This window comes from Agrobacterium sp. 22094 (genome assembly GCF_052046015.1).
GTDB classification, from domain to species: Bacteria; Pseudomonadota; Alphaproteobacteria; order Rhizobiales; family Rhizobiaceae; genus Agrobacterium; species Agrobacterium cavarae.
Map to the genome: position 1 here is coordinate 12,719 of NZ_JBQEPX010000008.1, position 15,735 is coordinate 28,453.

At 59.3% G+C, this 15,735-nt stretch carries 13 protein-coding genes; all 13 read left to right on the plus strand.

The window, feature by feature from the left end; translation table 11 throughout:
• Window positions 1–43 precede the first annotated feature (43 nt).
• The 13 genes from ACTJK5_RS22115 (at window position 44) to ACTJK5_RS22175 (ending at window position 15,709) form a co-directional block, all read left to right on the plus strand.
• Window positions 44–958: a LysR family transcriptional regulator gene (locus tag ACTJK5_RS22115; protein ID WP_440598777.1), complete on the plus strand. Its 915-nt coding sequence runs from the start codon at window positions 44–46 to the stop codon at window positions 956–958.
• Between the two features lie 232 nt (window positions 959–1,190).
• A complete protein-coding gene (locus tag ACTJK5_RS22120) occupies window positions 1,191–2,246 on the plus strand; it encodes a dipeptidase (protein WP_440598776.1) in 1,056 nt (351 codons plus the stop codon).
• A 34-nt stretch (window positions 2,247–2,280) separates the two neighbouring features.
• Window positions 2,281–3,921: an ABC transporter substrate-binding protein gene (locus tag ACTJK5_RS22125; RefSeq protein WP_440598775.1), complete on the plus strand. Its 1,641-nt coding sequence runs from the start codon at window positions 2,281–2,283 to the stop codon at window positions 3,919–3,921.
• Window positions 3,922–3,939: 18 nt separating this feature from the next.
• Window positions 3,940–5,007, plus strand: a complete 1,068-nt coding sequence (locus ACTJK5_RS22130) for an ABC transporter permease (protein ID WP_062423593.1) — start codon at window positions 3,940–3,942, stop codon at window positions 5,005–5,007.
• Window positions 5,004–5,936, plus strand: coding sequence for a nickel transporter permease (gene nikC / locus ACTJK5_RS22135; protein WP_440613270.1), 933 nt, complete (start codon window positions 5,004–5,006; stop codon window positions 5,934–5,936). Before ACTJK5_RS22130 ends, nikC begins: the two co-directional genes overlap by 4 nt.
• Complete coding sequence (locus tag ACTJK5_RS22140) at window positions 5,933–6,781, plus strand: ABC transporter ATP-binding protein (RefSeq protein WP_062443627.1); 849 nt, start codon at window positions 5,933–5,935, stop codon at window positions 6,779–6,781. Before nikC ends, ACTJK5_RS22140 begins: the two co-directional genes overlap by 4 nt.
• Window positions 6,778–7,527: an ABC transporter ATP-binding protein gene (locus ACTJK5_RS22145; RefSeq protein ID WP_440598774.1), complete on the plus strand. Its 750-nt coding sequence runs from the start codon at window positions 6,778–6,780 to the stop codon at window positions 7,525–7,527. Before ACTJK5_RS22140 ends, ACTJK5_RS22145 begins: the two co-directional genes overlap by 4 nt.
• Before the next feature lie 95 nt (window positions 7,528–7,622).
• Window positions 7,623–8,528 (plus strand): LysR family transcriptional regulator, encoded by a 906-nt coding sequence (locus tag ACTJK5_RS22150; protein WP_440598773.1) that lies wholly within the window; start codon window positions 7,623–7,625, stop codon window positions 8,526–8,528.
• A 228-nt stretch (window positions 8,529–8,756) separates the two neighbouring features.
• On the plus strand, window positions 8,757–10,292 hold the full coding sequence (locus ACTJK5_RS22155; RefSeq protein ID WP_440598772.1) for an ABC transporter substrate-binding protein: 1,536 nt from the start codon (window positions 8,757–8,759) through the stop codon (window positions 10,290–10,292).
• A gap of 217 nt (window positions 10,293–10,509) precedes the next feature.
• Window positions 10,510–11,460: an ABC transporter permease gene (locus tag ACTJK5_RS22160; RefSeq protein ID WP_440598771.1), complete on the plus strand. Its 951-nt coding sequence runs from the start codon at window positions 10,510–10,512 to the stop codon at window positions 11,458–11,460.
• Complete coding sequence (locus tag ACTJK5_RS22165) at window positions 11,457–12,278, plus strand: ABC transporter permease (RefSeq protein ID WP_062423587.1); 822 nt, start codon at window positions 11,457–11,459, stop codon at window positions 12,276–12,278. Before ACTJK5_RS22160 ends, ACTJK5_RS22165 begins: the two co-directional genes overlap by 4 nt.
• Before the next feature lie 54 nt (window positions 12,279–12,332).
• Window positions 12,333–13,730: an amidase gene (locus ACTJK5_RS22170; RefSeq protein ID WP_440613271.1), complete on the plus strand. Its 1,398-nt coding sequence runs from the start codon at window positions 12,333–12,335 to the stop codon at window positions 13,728–13,730.
• A 128-nt stretch (window positions 13,731–13,858) separates the two neighbouring features.
• Window positions 13,859–15,709, plus strand: a complete 1,851-nt coding sequence (locus ACTJK5_RS22175) for an ABC transporter ATP-binding protein (protein ID WP_440598769.1) — start codon at window positions 13,859–13,861, stop codon at window positions 15,707–15,709.
• The last annotated feature ends 26 nt before the right edge of the window (window positions 15,710–15,735 follow it).

Sequence of the window (15,735 nt, forward strand, 5' to 3'; positions counted from 1 at the left end):
AAGCCATGTTTACTCATCCGGCTATTACCGATAGGAATGCGCCATGACGTCACTCAGCCGCAAACTCCTGCCCTCCACCAGCGCGCTCGCCGCCTTTGATTCCGTGGCGCGGCTTGGCAGTTTTTCGCTGGCGGCGGACGAGCTTTCCCTGACCCAAGGGGCGATCAGCAGGCAGGTCATGTCGCTGGAAGAGCAACTTGGGGTCAGGCTTTTCGAGCGTGGAGCGCGGGGCGTTTCGCTGACGCGAGAGGGCGAAATCTATGCGAAAGCGATCGGTATTGCGCTTGGCGATATTCGCTCCGCCTCGCTTCAGGTCATGACCAAAACGCATGCCAATACGCTCAATCTCGCCATGCTGCCCACCTTCGGCACGCGTTGGCTGTTGCCGCGCATTCCAAAATTCGTCGCTGCCCATCCCGAGATCACGCTGAATTTTGCCACGCGGATCGGTCAGTTCGATTTCGAAAAGGAAGGGCTGGATATGGCAATCCATATTGGCCAGCCGGATTGGCCTGCGGCAGAAAGTATCTTTCTGATGGACGAGATGGTCGCGCCTGTCTGCAGCCCGGCTTTCCTCGCCAGCCATCCAATCGCCAGGGCTGACGACATTGCCGGTCTTGCTCTGCTGCATATGGCATCAAGGCCCGGTGCGTGGGATCACTGGTTCAAGAGTTTGGGTATCGTCGCGCACCAGACGCCCGCCATGCGCTTCGAGCAGTTTTCAAGTGTTGCCCAAGCCTGCATCGCAGGTCTCGGCGTTGCCCTGATGCCGCTGTTTCTGATCGAAAGCGAGCTCAAGTCAGGGCAACTCGTCCAGGCCTTCGATCACCCGGTCAAAAGTCCCAGCTCCTATTATGCCGTCGCTCCGCTGTCGCGCATCAACCACGGTCCCGTCGTCCTCTTCAGGCGCTGGCTGCTCAGTGAAAGTGAAACGTTTCGCGCGCAGACGGCTGGCTAGTTCTCGCTCTGTTTGCAGAGTTTCAAGGCCAAGCCGATGCTTGTGGCGGGAATTTCATCCTGCATCAATTTTAAGCTTGCGAAGACCTGGAATATGGTCCTAGATCGCCTGCGACGAGGACTGGTTGAATTGCGGCACGACGCCGATCACCCTTTGCTCGTATCATCCCATCCGTCGATAAGCCTCTGGTTTATAACGATAAAAGTCTGCGTCAATCCTGGAATAACTTGAAATGCAATTGGTTTTCGACGGACATAACGATGTGTTGCTGCGTCTGTGGCACAACGGTAAAAAAGGCGGGGACCCAGTCGCAGAATTCATCGACGGAACGTCGCAAGGCCATATCGATGTGCCGCGTGCCAAGGCTGGCGGTCTGGCTGGCGGTCTGTGTGCCGTCTACATCCCTTCCGGCGATCTGATTTTGCAAGAGCCGGACGAGAACGGCCACTATGTCACGCCGCTCGCCGCACCTCTTCAGCGTCAGCCCTCTCTCGATATCGCAATGGAAAAGCTGGCGATCGCTTATCGCGTGGAGCGCGCAGGCGGCTGGAAAATTTGCCGCTCGACAGCCGATATCCGCAAAGCCATGAAAGAGGACATTTTTGCTGCGGTCCTTCATATGGAAGGCTGCGAGGCGATCGATGAAGATCTGGATGCGCTGGAGGTCTTCTACGCCGCGGGTCTTCGCTCGCTCGGACCCGTCTGGAGCCGCCATAACGCTTTCGGCCATGGTGTTCCCTTCGCCTTTCCTATGTCGCCGGATAGCGCGCCCGGCCTGACCGATGCCGGTTTCGAACTCGTCAAGCGCTGCAACCAGCTCGGCATTCTGATCGATCTGGCTCACATCACCGAAAAGGGTTTCTGGGATGTGGCAAAGACCAGCGATCAGCCGCTGATCGCCAGCCATTCCAACGCGCATGCCCTGACCGGTGTTGCCCGCAACTTGACCGACGTCCAGATGGACGCGATCAAGGAAAGAAACGGGCTCGTCGGTCTGAATTACGCCGTGACCATGCTGCGTCCGGATGCGCGCGACGATGCGAAGACACCGCTCTCCGACATGGTTCGCCACATCGACTACATGGTCGAGCGCATGGGCATCGATTGTGTTGCGCTCGGTTCCGACTTCGATGGCGCGACCGTGCCTGCGGACATCGCAGATGCGGCGGGCAATCAGAATCTGGTTGCCGCTCTCGAGGCTGCTGGCTACTCTGAAGTAGAGCTTGCTAAAATTTGCCGGGAAAACTGGCTGCGTGTTCTGGCTCAAGCTTGGCATGAGCCGACCTGATCAAGAGTGATATGAACCTATGAAGGGGAGAACAATGACGAAGTCGCTCAATAAAATGGCCCGCATTCTGGCAACCAGCGCCGCGCTGTCGCTGATCGCGCTGTCCGCGCCTCAGGCCTTTGCCGCCACGCCCGCCGATACGCTGGTGGAAGGTTTTGCCATCGATGACATCATCACGCTCGATCCGGGTGAGGCGTTCGAGCTGTCGGCTGCGGAAGTCACCGGCAACACCTACTCCAAGCTGGTCTCGATCGACCTCAACGACACCTCCAAGGTCGTGGGCGATCTGGCCGAAAGCTGGACGACGTCGGACGATGGTCTGACCTACACCTTCAAGCTGAAGCCCGGCCTCAAATTTGCATCTGGTAACCCGGTAACGGCGGAAGATGTCGCGTTTTCCTTTGAGCGCGCCGTCAAGCTCGACAAGTCGCCCGCCTTCCTTCTTACGCAGTTCGGCCTGAAGGGCGACAATGTCAACGAAAAGGCCAAGGCGACCGCGCCCGATACCTTCACGCTGACGGTGGACAAGCCCTATGCGCCGAGCTTCGTCCTGAACGTTCTGACCGCGACCGTCGCCTCGGTCGTCGACAAGAAGCTCGTCATGGAAAAGGCCAAGGCGATGACGCCGACTGCCGACTACAAATACGACACCGATTTCGGCAATGAATTCCTGAAGACCGGCTATGCCGGTTCCGGCCCGTACAAGATCCTTGGCTGGAAGGCCAACGAAGCCGTCATCCTTGAAGCCAACCCGAACTACTACGGCGAAAAGCCGAAGCTGAAGCGTGTCGTCTATCGCCACATGAAGGAAAGCTCCGGTCAGCGCCTGGCGCTGGAAAACGGCGACATCGACGTGGCGCGTAACCTGGAGCCGGGCGACATGGAGGCCGTTTCCAAGAAGGAAGGTCTTTCCGTCACCTCCGCTCCTAAGGGCACCGTCTATTACTTCAGCCTCAACCAGAAGAACGAGTATCTGAAGAAGCCGGAAGTTGTCGAAGCCTTCAAATATCTTGTCGATTACGATGGTATCGGTGCGACCCTGATCAAGGGTATTGGCGAAATCCATCAGACCTTCCTGCCGAAGGGCCAGCTGGGTGCGCTTGACGAGAACCCTTACAAGTTGGATGTCCCCAAAGCGAAGGAACTGCTGGCCAAGGCTGGTCTGAAAGACGGCTTTACCGTGACCATGGATGTGCGCAACACCCAGCCCGTGACCGGTATTGCCGAGAACGTTCAGCAAACGCTGGCGCAAGCCGGCATCAAGCTGGAAATCATCCCGGGCGATGGCAAGCAGACGCTGACCAAGTTCCGTGCGCGCACGCACGACATCTATATCGGTCAGTGGGGCTCGGACTATTTCGATCCGAACTCGAATGCCGAAACCTTCACCATCAACTACGACAATTCCGACGAAGGCAAGAACAAGACGCTTGCCTGGCGCAATGCCTGGGACGTTCCGGAGCTGACGAAGGAAACGCAATCTGCACTTCTGGAGAAGGACAGCGCCAAGCGCGCGAAGATTTATGAGGACCTGCAGAAGAAGGTTCTCGAAACCGGACCTTTCGTCATCATCTTCCAGCAGACGGAAGTTGCGGGTTACTCCAGCAAGCTCAAGGGTCTGAAGCTCGGCCCAAGCTTCGATACCAATTATGTCTATAACATCTCCAAGGAATGATCCGGCAGGATCGGTCCATTGAGTATCGTTGAAACCCCCGCAAGCCTGAGGCACGGCAAACGCCGTGCCAACAGGCGCCGCATGGCCGTTCTCGGCTTCATCGTTACCGTCGTCACGACCTTTTTAGGCTTGCTGGCGGTAACCTTCTTCATTGGTCGCGTCATTCCCATCGATCCGGCGCTGGCGATCGTCGGCGATCGCGCGCCTGCCCATGTTGTGGAGCGCGTGCGCGAGGAACTCGGCCTGAACCTGCCGCTCTGGCAGCAGTTCTTCATCTATCTGAAGCAGGCGCTGACCGGTAATTTCGGCACGTCGGTGCTGACAAGCAATCCGGTGATGGACGACATCAAGCGCGTCTTCCCGGCCACCATCGAGCTTGCGACGCTTGGTACATTGATCGGAGCGCTCTTCGGCGTTCCGCTTGGCGTACTGGCAGCCGTCAAGCGCGGCAGCATCATCGACCAGATCGTTCGCGTCATCGGGTTGATCGGCTATTCCGTGCCGATCTTCTGGCTCGGCCTTCTGGCGCTTCTGGTGTTTTATGCCAAGTTGAACTGGGTCGCCTATCCCGGCCGTATGGATATCGTCTACGAGTTTACCTTCACACCAACCACCGGTTTCTATCTCTTCGATGCCCTTTGGCAGGGCCAGTGGGATGTGTTCTGGGATCTCTTCCGCCACATCATCCTGCCCGCAGGACTGCTCGGTTACTTCTCGCTCGCCTATATCAGCCGCATGACGCGCTCCTTCATGCTGAATGAACTGGCGCAGGAATACATCGTCGCCGCACGCGCCAAGGGTCTGTCGGAAACGCGCATCATCTGGTTCCACGCTCTGCGGAACGCCGCAGTCCCTCTGCTCACGGTGATCGTGCTCTCCTATGCCGGTCTGCTGGAGGGTTCGGTTCTGACGGAAACGATCTTCTCCTGGCCGGGCCTTGGCCTCTACATCACCAATTCCCTGCAGAATGCGGACATGAATGCCGTTCTCGGCGGCACCATCGTGATCGGCGCCGTCTTCATCGGCATCAATCTCTTGTCCGATCTGCTCTACCGGACGCTCGATCCAAGGACGCGCAGCCGATGACGGATACCATGTCCATTGTGAAACCCTACAGCCGCGAGTGGCTTCTGTCCGACCGCCCGACCTCGCGAAAGCAGGCGCGGCTCGGGCGCGCCTATGTCATCTGGCGGCGCTTTTCCGAAAATCGTCTGGCGCTAGCAGGACTCGGCATCATCCTGGCGCTGGTGTTCGTCGCAATCTTCGCCAATGTCCTGGCGCCGCATTCCCCGGTTCAGGGCGATCTTCGCAATGCCCGCTTGTTGCCTCCGGGGACAGACGGATATTGGCTCGGCACGGACGATCAGGGGCGAGATATTCTGTCCCGCCTGATCTACGGCTCGCGTTTGACGCTTTTCGTCGTCGTGCTGGTGGCGATCATTGCCGCCCCGATCGGTCTCATCGTCGGCACCGTCGCCGGTTATGCCGGTGGATGGATCGACGCGGTGCTGATGCGGATCACAGATATCTTTCTTGCCTTTCCCAAGCTCGTTCTTGCGCTTGCGCTCGTGGCAGCACTTGGTCCTGGCATTGAGAATGCGGTGCTGGCGATCGCGGTCACCTCCTGGCCGCCTTATGCCCGTATTGCACGCGCCGAAACCATGACGTTTCGAAATTCCGACTTCATCGCTGCGGTCAAGCTGATGGGGGCATCTCCCTGGCGCATCGTGCTCAAACATGTGATCCCTCTCTGTTTCTCCTCGCTCATCGTGCGTGTGACGCTGGATATGGCTGGCATCATCCTGACCGCCGCCGGTCTCGGCTTCCTAGGTCTCGGCGCGCAGCCGCCACTCCCCGAATGGGGCGCGATGATTGCCTCTGGCCGCCGCTTCATTCTCGACCAGTGGTGGGTTGCAGCGATGCCAGGTGCCGCCATCCTCATCGTCAGCCTAGGCTTCAACCTCTTGGGTGACGGGCTTCGCGATGCGTTCGATCCAAAGGAGGCTGGCCAGTGACTTCATCTTCCACCACGCCTCTTTTGACGGTCGAAAATCTGCGCGTCAGCTTTCCGACCAGAACCGGCCTTGTCGAAGCCGTGAGAGGGGTATCCTTTACGCTCGGCAAGGAACGTCTCGGCATTGTCGGCGAGTCCGGTTCCGGCAAATCGCAGACCGGTCGCGCCATCATGGGTCTGACCCCAGGGCATGCGAAGATTACGGCCGATGCACTTCGCTTTGGCGATATCGATCTCCTGACGGCACCGGCAAAGCAGCGTCGCACGATCCGCGGCAAGCGGATCGCGATGATCCTGCAGGACCCGAAATATTCGCTCAATCCGGTCATGACCATCGGGCGCCAGATCGTCGAAACGTTGAAGACGCATGAGCGGATCGGCTATTCCGAGGCGAAGAAGCGTGCGCTCGACATGCTCGAGGCGGTGCAAATCCGCGATCCCGAACGTGTCTTCAATCTCTATCCGCACGAGGTTTCCGGTGGTATGGGGCAGCGCGTCATGATCGCCATGATGCTGGTCTGCGGTCCGGAACTCCTGATCGCCGACGAGCCGACATCGGCACTCGACGTCACTGTGCAATTGGAAGTGCTGGATATTCTCGACAAGCTGGTGCGCGAGCGCGGCATGGGGCTGATCTTCGTCTCGCACGACCTGCGCCTTGTCTCGTCCTTCTGCGACCGGGTGCTCGTCATGTATGCGGGGCGCGTGGTGGAAGAGCTTCCATCCGCCGATCTGCAAAACGCGAAACATCCCTATACGCAAGGGCTTCTCAACTGTCTGCCGAAAATCGGCGAGCACCGGCATCCGCTGCCGGTCCTTCAACGCCAAGCGGAGTGGCGTCTATGACGGTCGTATTGTCTGCCAAGGATATCGTCGTAGACTTCGACGGTTATCTGGCCTTGGACCGCGTCAGCATCGAGGTGGCGAAGGGCGAATCCTTCGGGCTTGTGGGTGAATCCGGTTCCGGCAAGTCGACGCTTTTGCGTGCAATCGCCGGCCTCAACCATTTTGAAGAAGGCGCTCTTACGGTGGACGGGCGGACCTATAGCCGCAAGTCACGTGACAAGAGCTTCTATCGTGATGTCCAGATGGTGTTCCAGGACCCCTATGGCTCGCTCCATCCGCGCCAGACGGTGGATGCCATTTTGCTGGAGCCGCTCGTCATTCATGGGGTAGACAACAAGGAAGCACGGATCGCCCGTGCGCTCGACGAGGTCGGTCTTGGCACGGGTTTCCGCTTCCGCTACTCGCACCAGCTTTCGGGCGGCCAGCGCCAGCGTATCGCCATTGCCCGCGCACTGATCCTCGAGCCGAAGATCCTGCTTCTCGACGAGCCGACATCGGCGCTCGATGCCTCGATCCAGGCGGAAATCCTCAATCTGCTGGAACAGGCGCGCAAGGACAGAAACCTGACTTTCGTCATGGTCAGCCATGATCTCGGCGTCATCAGCCACATGTGCGACCGGCTGGCGGTGATGAAAAGCGGCAGGATCGTCGAGTCGATGGATGTCCACCAGCTGGAAACCAGAGAGTTTTCCGCCGATTACACGAGACAGCTGATGGTAGCGAGCGAAGGTTTCAGGCGCGATTGAGGCCAGCTTACACCTGGTGTATGACCGCAGCAGTGAGGGGGCGCTGGTTGACCCTGCCCACCAGCCTTTGATCGAACATCGGGGATGATCGCTCCATGCAATTGCGCGCATTGATGTATTTCGATGAACTCGTCCGCACCAATTCCATGCGCGCGGCGGCCGAGAACCTGAATGTTGCACCGACTGCGGTCAGTCGTCAGATCGAAAATCTCGAATATTATTTCGGCACACCGCTGGTCGAGCGCTCCAGCCGCGGCGTGAAGCTGACGGCAGCGGGCGAGCTCCTTGCAGCACGTGCCGGCAAGACGCTGCGGGAGCTGGACCATGTCAACCAGCTGATCGACGATCTGAAGGGTCTGCAACGCGGCCGCGTCACGATCTATGCCAATGGTGCCACGGTGGCCAATCTGCTGGCACCCGTCCTGGCGCAATTCAGCCTCAAATATCCAAAGCTGCGTTTCGAGGTCAACATCACCAGCGCGCGCCAGGCGATGGAGGCGTTGGGAACCGCGGAAGCCGATCTTGTCGTCAGCCTGTTTGCGCCGAAGCTCTCCGGCGTCAAAGTGCGCTCGCGCACGCGTATCAGCTATGATGCCATCTTCCCGGCGGGACATGCACTTGCCAGCGAGCCCGAAGTGACATTGAAGGAACTGGCCGGACTTCCGCTTGCCCTGCCGGACAAAACCTTTGCCGCACGTCAGGCCTTTGATGCCCTCTTTGCGGATGCCGGCATCGAACTCGATCCGGTCTTTATCACCAGCTCTCTGGAGATGCTGAAGGAGTTGGTCCTGGGGAACGCTGCCGCGACGCTTTTGCCCGCCCTTTCGGTGGCGCGAGAATTGCGCAGCGGCCAGATGGTCGCCGTTCCTCTGGCGAGCAAGAAGGGCATTCACACACAGATCGACCTCTGCGTCGCACCGGATCGCCAGTTATCGTTTTCGGCCTCCAAACTCGCCGACTTCATTGAACGTTTCATGCGTGAGGCAACGACCTCACCATAAGGCGCATCGCGATCTTTCAGATGCGCGTCCGATGCTTTACGTCTTTCTTTTGTCGCCCGTCGTCCATCGTCTATCGGTTGATTTTCCTCCCCAAGACCGTGTAGCGTTTTCCGCTACGCGGAGCACACAAAAATGCAGATTGTGTGTGCGCCGTCACCGTGCCACTCTTTTTGCAACAGATGGTCTTTCAAAGGGCAAAAAGCCCGGGCCGTCCGACAGGGGATAATGATGCCACGCACTTATTTTTCGCAGGCGGCGAAGCTTTCTCGCCGCACCGCCCTGACCCTTGCGCTCGGGACCGCACTCTGGCTGCCGTTCTCGGCTGTCGAAGCTGAGGCCGCACCCAAGACGGCGTTAACACTTGGCATGGCGATCGAGCCGACCGGCCTTGACCCGACGATCGCAGCCCCGGTCGCCATCGGTCAGGTCACGTGGCAGAACATTTTCGAAGGCCTTGTCACCATTGACAGCAAGGGGCAAGTCAAGCCGCAGCTCGCTGAAAGTTGGCAGATCTCTCCTGACGGCAAGACCTATACGTTCAAGCTGCGCAAGGGCGTGACCTTCCACGACGGTGAGGCCTTTGATTCCTCGGTTGCGAAATTTTCGCTGGATCGTGCCCGAGGCGAAAGCTCTGTCAATCCGCAGAAACGCTTCTTTGCTTCCATCGACACCATCGAGACGCCGGACCCTGAAACGCTGGTGTTGAAACTGAAGCAGCCCGCTGGCAGCCTCATCTATTGGCTCGGCTGGCCAGCCTCAGTCATGGTCGCGCCGAAGAGCGCAGAAAACAACCGCACGACGCCGATCGGCACCGGCCCATTCAAATTCGTCAGCTGGGCAAAGGGTGACAAGGTCGAGCTTGAAAAGAACCCTTCCTATTGGGACAAGAACGTTGCGGTAAAGCTGGAGAAAGCCACCTTCCGCTTCGTCGCCGATGCGCAGGCCCAGGCGGCCGCGTTGAAAGCCGGCGATATCGACGCATTCCCGGAATTTGGTGCGCCCGAGCTTATGTCCTCCTTCGAGGGCGACGCACGTCTTGGTACCTTCATCGGCAACACCGAACTCAAGGTCGTTGCGGGCATGAACAATGCCCGCAAGCCCTTCGACGACAAGCGTGTGCGCCAGGCGTTGATGATGGCGGTCGACCGTCCTACCGTCATCGAAGGCGCGTGGTCCGGTCTCGGCACCGCCATCGGTAGCCACTATACGCCCAATGACCGCGGTTATATCGATATGACCGGTGTGCACCCCTACGATGTCGAGAAAGCCAAGGCGTTGCTGGCCGAAGCCGGTTATCCGAATGGTTTCAGCTTCACCATCAAGGCCCCGCAAATGGCCTATGCGCAGCGCACCTCACAGGTTCTCCAGGCCATGCTGGCAGAAATCGGCGTGACGATGACCATCGAGACCACCGAGTTTCCGGCCAAGTGGGTCGCGGATGTCTTCAAGGGCGGCAATTACGACATGACCATCGTCGCCCATGCCGAGCCGATGGACATCGATATCTACTCCCGTAACCCCTACTACTTCAATTACAAGAACCCGACCTTCAACGAGGTCATTGCCAATGTCGAGAAGACGGCCGACTCTGGTGAGCAGGAAAAGCTCTACGGTGAGGCACAGAAGATTCTTGCCGAAGACGTGCCGGCGCTCTTTCTCTTCGTGATGCCGAAGCTCGGTGTCTGGGACAAGAAGGTCAAGGGACTTTGGCAGGATGAACCTATACCGTCGAACGTGTTGACGGACGTTCATTGGGAAGATTGAACATCATGGAGCGAGGCGCACCCATACCCCACATTGTGCCGTCGGACATCTCGCCCTCAAGGGGGGGAATCGATTGGCGGTCACCCTCTCGCTTTTCCCGGATGGTCGAGATGGGGCATGGGTATCCTTTTTTCCAATCTCCCCCCTCAAGGGGGAGATGTCCGGCAGGACAGAGGGGCGCGCGCCTTTCACAACGCGTCACCAGTGATTGCAGATCATGACGACCCTGATCCTCAAACGTATCCTTGGTCTGTTCGTCACGCTTCTGGCGGTCTCCTGCCTGATCTTCTTTATCATGGGCCTGCTGCCGGGTGATCCGGCGGCCATCATGCTCGGCACCTCTGCGAGCCCCGATACCCTCGCCGCATTGCAGAAACAGATGGGCCTCGATCAGCCGCTGCCGCTTCGGTATGTCCATTGGCTGATAGGCGTGCTGCATGGCGATCTCGGACAGTCCTATACCTACGGTGTGCCCGTGGCAGGCCTGATCGTCGAGCGACTGGCCGTTACCCTCCCGCTTGCTTTCCTTGCCGTGTGCCTTTCGGTCGCCATCGCCATTCCACTCGGTGTGGCGGCTGCGAGAAACCGCAATGGCGCGCTGGATTTCGCCGCCGGGCTGTTTTCCCATGTGGGCATTGCCGTGCCTGGCTTCTGGGTCGGGTTGCTGCTCATCATTCTCTTCTCCACAACGCTCGGCTGGATGCCGGCTGGCGGTTTTCCCGGCTGGACGCCAAGCCTTTCCGCCGGTCTCATGGCGCTCCTTATGCCAGCCATCGCGCTCGCCGTCTCACAGGCCGGTGTTCTGACCCGCGTCTGTCGCTCTGCAGTGCTGGAGGTGATGAATGAGGATTTCGTTCGCACCGCCCGGGCGAAGGGTTTGAGCGAGCGGGTCGCGCTGTGGCGGCATGCGGTACCAAACGCGATGATCCCGGTCGTCACCATGATCGGCCTGCAATTCACCTTTCTGATTGCCGGCGCGGTGCTGGTGGAGAATGTCTTCAACCTGCCAGGCCTCGGGCGGCTTGCCTATCAGGCGCTGACCCAGAGGGATATCGTCGTCATGCAGTCCGTCGTGCTGTTCTTCTCAGCACTCGTCATCATCATGAATTTCCTGGTCGATATCGCCTATCTCTTCATCGATCCAAGATTGCGGACAGGTGCGCGATGATGCGACTGCTCCGCCGCCGCCCGGCATTCGTCATCGGTATTGCTGTTACGAGCTTTCTGATCGCGGTCGCGTTGCTGTCCCTGGTCTGGACGCCGCTCTCTCCCACCAAAATGCAGATCGTTCAGAAGCTGAAGTCGCCCTTCGTCTATGGTGGGCTCGGCACGGATCACTTCGGACGCGACGTGCTCTCCATGTTGATGGCGGGCGCGTGGAACTCACTGTCGACGGCGATTGCTGCCGTCGCCATCGGCGCCTTCATCGGCACCGCCATCGGCGTCACGGTCGCAGCCGTCAGAGGGTTTACCGAAACCGTGGTGATGCGCATATGCGACATCATTTTCGCCGTGCCGCCCATCCTGTCGGCGATGATGCTCGGTGCCTTTATCGGCACCGGCCGGTTCACCGCCATCATTGCCATCGCCACCTTCATGATACCGGTCTTTGCCCGGCTGACGCTGGGTGCCGCGCTGCAGATATGGGCGAGAGAATATATTACAGCAGCAACCAGCATCGGTCAGAACCGCGCCAAGATCACGCTTCTTCACGTTGTCCCGAATATCTCCAACCAGATCATCGTGCAGGTGACGATCCAGCTTGGCCTTGCGATCCTCACGGAAGCCGGGCTCTCCTTCCTCGGTCTCGGCATGCCGCCACCCGCGGCCACCTGGGGACGGATGCTCGCCGATGCCCAGACCTATCTCGGCGTCGCCCCCTGGCTTGCCATCATGCCGGGCCTTGCCATCGCGCTTGCCGTCTTCGGCCTCAACCTGCTCGGCGATGGCCTTCGCGATCTCCTCGACCCGCGCGATACGAGCTGATCGCCCGAAGACGATATCACCCTCATCTCCTGTTATTTTTGACGAGACGATTCCATGACCGATCTCATAGACCTCAACACGCTCGAAATTCTGGCGCTCTACCGCGACAAGGCACTGTCCCCACTGGAATATTGGCAGGCCGTGGAGGCACGCATCGAGGCATTCGAGCCGATCGTCAACGCGCTTTATGCCTATGATCCGGAAGATGCCCGCAGGCAGGCGGCAGCCTCGACGCAGCGCTGGCTCAAGGGAGAAACGCTCGGTCCGCTTGATGGTCTTCCGGTCTCGCTCAAGGAGCTCATCGCCACCAAGGGCCAGCCGGTGCCGCTTGGCACAAAGGCTGTCGAACTGGTTCCAGCCGGTGAGGATGCACCGGTGGCGGCGCGCTGCCGCGAAGACGGAGCGATCCTCTATGCCAAGACGACCTGCCCGGATTACGGCATGCTTTCGTCGGGCCTTTCCAGCTTCCATAAGCTTAGCCGCAACCCTTGGGATCCGACACAGAACCCCGGCGGCTCCAGCGCCGGTGCGGCCTCCGCGGGGGCGGCCGGTTACGGCACACTCCATATCGGCACGGATATCGGCGGCTCCGTGCGTCTTCCCGCCGGATGGACCGGTCTATTCGGTTTCAAGCCCAGCCAAGGCCGTATTCCGGTCGATCCCTTCTACACCGGTCGTTGCGCCGGGCCGATGACCCGCACCGTCACCGATGCCGCTTATGCGATGGCGACGCTGTCGCGACCGGACTGGCGCGACGGCACATCGCTGCCTCCCAACGAAATCGATTGGCTCGACCTGAACGCCGATGTAAAGGGCCTGAAGATCGGTTTGATGCTGGATGCGGGCTGCGGCCTCCCTCTGGATGACGAGGTACGTGACGCTGTCCTCTCTGCTGCCAAGCTCTTCGAAGCGGCGGGCGCCATCATCGTTCCCGTCGAGCCGGTGCTGACGCGCGACATGTTGGATGGGCTGGATGATTTCTGGCGGGCGAAATTCTGGGGCGACATGGTGGCGCTCAGCGAGGAACGCCGGGACTTGATCCTTCCCTATATTCTGGAATGGGCAAGCAAGGGTGCGGACGTGTCAGGGTCGCGCGCCGTCTTCGGCTTCAACCAGACCATGGAAATGCGCAAGAGCTGCGGCCGGCTGATGCAGAGGGTCGATGCCGTCATCTCGCCGACCAATCCGATCGTCTCCTATCCGGCAGACTGGGCTTCTCCCACCAATGACCCGCAACTGCCCTTTGAACACATTGCCTTCACGGTGCCGTGGAACATGTCGGAACAACCGGCCTCCTCGATCAATTGCGGCTTCTCGAAGTCCGGCATGCCGATCGGCCTGCAGATCGTTGGCCCGCGCTTTGAGGATCTCTTTGTTATGAAGTTGTCCAAGGCCTTCGAGGACTGGAGTGGCGGTGTGAAAAAGTGGCCGCAGCCACCAGCGCGAGGCTGATCAGGCATGCGCCGAGGTTGCAAGCGTTAGCGTGCTGGGCGATGCTTCAAGCCGAGCCGTGGCACCCGAAACGAGGAATACCATGATGCCGACATGCGATTGTGCGGTCGAACTTTAAGGAGATCAGCATGCTTTTGGCCGGAACGTCCATGGAAGAAACCGGCGGGTCTGTGACCCCGGTCCTGTCGGTTCAAAATCTCACCACGTCCTTTCGCGTCGATGGCGGATGGAAATCCGTCGTGCGAGATATGAGTTTCGAGATCGCGCCGCGCGAAACGGTGGCAATCGTTGGGGAAAGCGGTTCGGGCAAGAGCGTTACGTCGCTCTCCATCATGCGGCTTCTCGATAAGAAGATGAGCCGCATCGAAGGGGAGGTCATGCTCGGCGGGCGAAATCTTTTGAGCTTGCCGGAAGAGGAGATGCGCAAGGTTCGCGGCAAGGAGATCTCGATGATCTTCCAGGAGCCGATGACCAGCCTCAATCCGATCTTTCCGATCGGCAAGCAGATCGCCGAAGCGCTGACCGTGCATCAGAATATCTCCTCATCGTCCGCAAAAGCAGAGGTCATCCGCCTTCTGGAAAAGGTGCGCATTCCCAATGCGACAAGCCGCTTTAATGATTATCCGCATCAGTTTTCCGGCGGCATGCGCCAGCGCGTGATGATTGCCATGGCACTTGCCTCCCGGCCGAAGCTCCTGATTGCCGACGAGCCGACGACGGCGCTCGATGTCACGATTCAAGGCCAGATCCTCGACCTCATCAAGCAGTTGCAGGAAGAGGAGGGCATGTCGGTTCTGTTCATCACCCATGATATGGGTGTCGTGGCCGAAGTGGCGGATCGCACCATCGTCATGTTCCGCGGCGATGTGGTCGAGACCGGCACCACGGATGATATCTTCCACCGCGGACAGCACCCCTATACGCGTGCGCTTCTTTCTGCGGTCCCGAAGCTCGGCTCGATGAAGGAGCGCATGCTTCCCGCCCGTTTCCCGATCATTGATATCAAGACGGGCGAGAGCCAGCCAGCGGTGGAGGTCAAGGATACGGTTTCGGGTGGCAAGACGCCCATCCTTTCGGTCAAGGATCTGACGACCCGCTTCGATATCCACTCTGGTCTTCTCGGTCGTAAATCCGGTGCCGTGCATGCGGTGGAGAAGGTCTCCTTCGATCTTTCCGAAGGAGAAACGCTTTCGCTCGTTGGCGAGTCGGGTTGCGGTAAGTCCACCACCGGCCGCTCGATCACTCGACTGATCGAGCCAACATCCGGCAATGTGATGCTCGATGGCTATGAGGTGATGCAGCTCGACAAAGTTACCTTGCGCGCCATGCGCCGCAGTGTGCAAATGATTTTTCAGGACCCTTTCGCCAGTCTCGACCCACGCATGAGCGTGGGTGCAGCAATCATGGAACCCTTCATCGAGCACCGCCTCGGCAGCAAGCAGCAGGCGCGTGAAAAGGCTGCGGATCTGCTAGAGAAAGTGGGCCTTAATCCTGATATGATGCGGCGTTTCCCGCATGAATTTTCCGGCGGCCAGCGTCAGCGCGTGGCCATTGCGCGCTCTTTGATGCTCGACCCCAAGGTCATTGTTGCCGACGAGGCGGTCTCGGCGCTCGATGTCTCGATCAAGGCGCAGGTGTGCAACCTTCTCCTCGATCTGCAACAGAGCCTCAATCTGGCCTTCCTGTTCATCTCGCACGATATGGCCGTGGTGGAGCGGGTCAGCCATCGTGTGGCGGTGATGTATCTCGGTGAGATTGTCGAGATTGGTCCGCGCGCCGCCGTTTTCGATAATCCTCAGCACTCTTACACGAAGAAGCTGATGTCTGCCGTTCCGGTGCCGGACCCTTCACGACGGCATATTCGACGCAACATGGCCACCGACGAGATCAAAAGCCCGATCCGCCCTGTCGGTTACGTGCAGCCGCCGCGCCATTACCGCGAGGTTTCCGCCGGTCATCTCGTACAGGAAGCAAGCTGAAGGCTCGTACCCGCGATCAACAGCCG